The organism is Streptomyces sp. IBSBF 2435, from assembly GCF_036815005.1.
GTDB lineage: Bacteria > Actinomycetota > Actinomycetes > Streptomycetales > Streptomycetaceae > Actinacidiphila.
The window spans coordinates 1-3,605 of record NZ_JAJSYW010000329.1; the positions used below are offsets into that span (position 1 = coordinate 1).

The following is a 3,605-nucleotide window of genomic DNA, read 5'->3' on the forward strand; positions in this document are numbered from 1 at the left end:
CGCCGGAGTTCTGCGGGGTGGGCGCGCCCGCGGTGAAGTCCGCCGCGTTGTCGTCGGTGTCGGCCAGGGTCGCGCCGCGGGCGACCGAGTCGCTGTTGCTCGCGCCGGCCGCCGGGCCGCTGCCCTCGCGCACCAGCGCGGTGCCGTAGCCGACCAGGTCCTTGACCCGGGGGTCGGCGGCGCAGTCCGCGGCGGTCAGGCAGGTCAGCGGGTCGGCGCCGGTGACCAGGGCTATCGTGCCCGCGGTGCCGGACATGTTGACGGCGCCGGTCACGTCGGGCGTGGGCAGCGGGCTGGTGCCGCCCGTGCCCGCGGCCTCCTGGACCAGGAACCGGCCGCCGCCGGCCAGCGAGCCGGTGAGCGCGGTGGCCTGCCACTTGGACGACGGGGTCGGCGCCGCCGGCAGGTACTGCACGCTGTAGGTGCTCAGGTCGACCGGCGCGGCACCGGCGTTGGCCAGCTCCACGAAGTCGTTGGTGAAGGTGGCGCCGGAGTTGCCGCCGCCCCCGTAGACCTCGGCGATCAGGGCGTCGGCGGACGGCGCGGCGAAGGCCGCGTGCACGCCCATCCCGGCCACCACCATGGCGCCGGCTATGCCGATCGGCAGGAATCGCTTGCGAAGCCCGGCAGGGCGGGGTCTCGTGGGGCGGGATGTTGCCTCGGCGGCCTCAGAGGGGTGCGACACCGGAGGGGTTCTCCTTCATGGGAGCGGCTGTTGGTGACGGCGCGTCACCCCGGTCGGGGTCGCGCGCGATCCGCCTCAAGATACGCGCGTAGATCCGGTCGCAGAAGGTGTGTTGAGGTTAAATCTGGGTGTTGTGTGTCGTGCTCGCGCCTTACCGGCCGATACGTCCGGTTGCGCATGGGTGACCCCGTGTCACGTACGCCACTGCTGTCCCGCCCGTGCGGCCCGGTGCGCCGCCGGCCGGCGGGGCATGTTCCGCGCGGGGGCCGGCCGCCGCGTCAGTGCGCGCCGGCGGCCTCGGCGCGGGCCGCGTCCCTGATGCCGGTGACGATCAGGTCCAGGCCCCGCCCGAAGTACAGCTCCTGGTCGGCGCAGGCCGCCAGCACGTCGGCGGCGGCCACGATGTGCGGGTAGCGGCGCGGGGAGAGTGCCAGCAGGGCGGCGCGCTTGGCGCGTACCGCGTCCTCGTTGGCCTCCGGATCGGGGCCGAGGTCCCGCCCGGGTCCCGCGATGGCCAGGGCGACCAGCGAGCCGAGGACCTGGCTGGCGGTCTCCGCGCTGCGGTCCACCGACATGCCGCCCCGGGTCATCAGCTCCAGCGACCGCTCGGTGAGGTCCAGGCCCGCTTCCGTGGCCACGATGCCGTCGAAGACCAGCACGGCCGCGTTGGGGTGCGGGCGCAGGGCGTCCAGGAAGCCGCTCAGCACGTCCCGCAACTGCTCGTGCCAGGGCCGGTCGTCGGGCTCGGGCAGCGCCGCGCCGGACAGCAGCCGTCCCGCGAGGGCGACCAGCAGGCCCTCCTTGTCGGGGAAGTGCCGGTAGAGGGCCATCGGGGTGACGTCGTGCAGCTGGGCCACCCGGCGGATGGTCACCGCGTCGAGCCCTTCGGCGTCGGCGACGGCCAGGGCGGTGGTGATCAGCTCGTCACGGTTCAAACGCTTCTGAGCCGCCATGGTGTCCGCTCAACCCTTCGTTCGACAGCCCCCGATGTGGTGTACAGCGTACGCATCCCCCTCGTGTTTACGGCGTAAGCAATGCCTGTATGGTGTCGCCGTAAGCATACGCTGTAAACATCCCTTCCGAGGTTGCTATGCGACGCAGTCCCTGGGCCACCCTGACGGTGTTGGCCCTCGCCCAGTTCATCGTGGTGCTCGACGTGACGATCGTGAACGTCGCCCTGCCGCACATCCAGACCGACCTCGGCTTCACCGCCGACGGCCTGCAATGGGTGATCAGCGCCTACACCCTGGTCTTCGGCGGCTTCCTGCTGCTCGGCGGCCGGGCGGCCGACCTGCTCGGCTCGCGCCGGGTGTTCGTCACCGGCCTCGTCCTGTTCGGCGCCACCTCGCTGGCCGGCGGCCTCGCCGGCTCGCCCGGCCTGCTCATCGCGGCCCGCAGCCTCCAGGGGCTCGGCGGGGCGCTGCTGTCGCCCGCCGCGCTCGGCATCCTCACCGTGACCTTCCCGCACGGCAGGGAGCGCAACATCGCCATGGGCGTCTGGGGCGGCCTGGCCGGCCTCGGCGGCACCCTCGGGGTGGTCGCCGGCGGCTTCCTGGTCGACTCGCTCAGCTGGCGCTGGGTCTTCATCGTCAATGTGCCGATCGTGGCCGCCCTGGTGGTCGCCACCCCGCTGATCGTCCGGCACGTCCCGCCGCACGCCGGCCGCCGCTCCTTCGACGCGCTGGGCGCCGTGCTCGCCACCGGCGGGCTGCTCGGCGTCGTCTACGCCGTGGTCCGGGCCGAGCCGCTGGGCTGGTCCTCGGCCGAGGTCATCGGCTGCCTGGCCGGCGGGCTGCTGCTGCTGGCCGCGTTCCTGGTGGTCGAGACGCGCATCAAGGCACCGCTGGTGCCGATGCGGCTGCTCAGGTCGCGCGCCCTGAGCAGCGCGGGCGGCGCCATCGCGCTGACCGGCGCGGCCTTCCTGTCGATGTTCTTCCTGACCGCGATCTTCCTCCAGCAGGTGCGCGGCGACAGCGCGCTGCGTGCCGGGGTGGAATTCCTGCCGATGGGCGGCGCGGCCATCGTCGCCGCCGTGCTGGCCACCCCGCTGATCACCCGCTTCGGCACCCGGCCCGTGCAGACCGCGGGCACGCTGTTCAGCGTGGCGGGCCTGCTGCTGCTCTCCCGCGCGGACGCCACCGGCTCGTACGCGGGGCAGATCATGCCCGGGGTCATCCTCTTCGGGGTCGGCATCATCGCGGTGTCCGTACCGGCCCAGATCGCGGCGGTCGTGGACGTCACCCACACCGACGCGGGCGCCGCGTCCGGAGTCTTCACCGCCTTCCAGCAGGTCGGCGGCGCGGTCGGGCTCGCCGTCGTCACGACCCTGGCCACCTCCCGCACCGCCCACGCGATCGCCACCGGATCGTCGCAGTCCGACGCGCTGGTGGCCGGCTTCCACCGCGGGCTGCTGGTGGCCGCGGCCTTCGCCGCCGGCACCTTCCTGGTCACCCTGCTCTCACCCCGGCTGGCCCCCAGCCCCGACCAGATCGCCGGCGCGGCGGCGGCGGCGTAACGGCTCGCCGGGCGGGCGCCCTTCGCGCCGGTGCCCGGCCCGGCCCCGCGTCCGGGGCCGGGCCGGGCACCTCCCCTGACGCGGTGCTACGACGCCGTGCACACCGGGACGGGTGAACCGGGCGTGCCGTTCGCGGTGAAGCCGAAGGAGACCGAGGCGCCGGGGGAGACGGCGCCGTTGTAGGGGGCGTTGGTGACCGTGACGGCGGCGCCGCTCTGCGCGAGGGTGCCGTTCCACAGGCTGGTGATCGTCGCGGTCGGCGCCGACCAGCCGACCCGCCAGCCGCCGAGCGCCGACGTACCGGTGTTGGCGACGGTCACGTCCGCCTGGAAGCCGCCGGACCAGGAGTTGGTGACCGTGAGCCGCGCGGTGCAGCCGCCCGAGGCGGGCGGGGCGGTCGGGGGC

General features: G+C 74.2%; 4 protein-coding genes. 1 reads left to right on the forward strand and 3 read right to left on the reverse strand.

Going from position 1 to position 3,605, the window contains the following annotated elements; genetic code table 11:
- A partial coding sequence (locus V7E46_RS32890) for a lamin tail domain-containing protein (protein ID WP_333771829.1) occupies window positions 1-583 on the reverse strand: 583 nt, incomplete at its 3' end.
- A 380-nt stretch (window positions 584-963) separates the two neighbouring features.
- Window positions 964-1,638 carry a TetR/AcrR family transcriptional regulator gene (locus V7E46_RS32895; protein WP_333771830.1) on the reverse strand — a complete coding sequence of 225 codons (675 nt, stop codon included), beginning with the start codon at window positions 1,636-1,638 and terminating at the stop codon, window positions 964-966.
- A 137-nt stretch (window positions 1,639-1,775) separates the two neighbouring features.
- On the opposite strand from V7E46_RS32895, the gene V7E46_RS32900 reads away from it, so the two are divergent.
- Window positions 1,776-3,200 (forward strand): MFS transporter, encoded by a 1,425-nt coding sequence (locus tag V7E46_RS32900; protein WP_333771831.1) that lies wholly within the window; start codon window positions 1,776-1,778, stop codon window positions 3,198-3,200.
- A gap of 86 nt (window positions 3,201-3,286) precedes the next feature.
- Here the strand turns inward: V7E46_RS32900 and V7E46_RS32905 are convergent.
- Window positions 3,287-3,605: cellulose binding domain-containing protein (locus tag V7E46_RS32905; protein ID WP_333771832.1), on the reverse strand; the 319-nt coding region annotated here is incomplete at its 5' end.

Bases quoted from the DNA above. Each gene is read 5' to 3' on its own strand.
- V7E46_RS32895 (WP_333771830.1), bottom strand. From the start codon at position 1,638: ATGGCGGCTCAGAAGCGTTTGAACCGTGACGAGCTGATCACCACCGCC.
- V7E46_RS32900 (WP_333771831.1), top strand. From the start codon at position 1,776: ATGCGACGCAGTCCCTGGGCCACCCTGACGGTGTTGGCCCTCGCCCAG.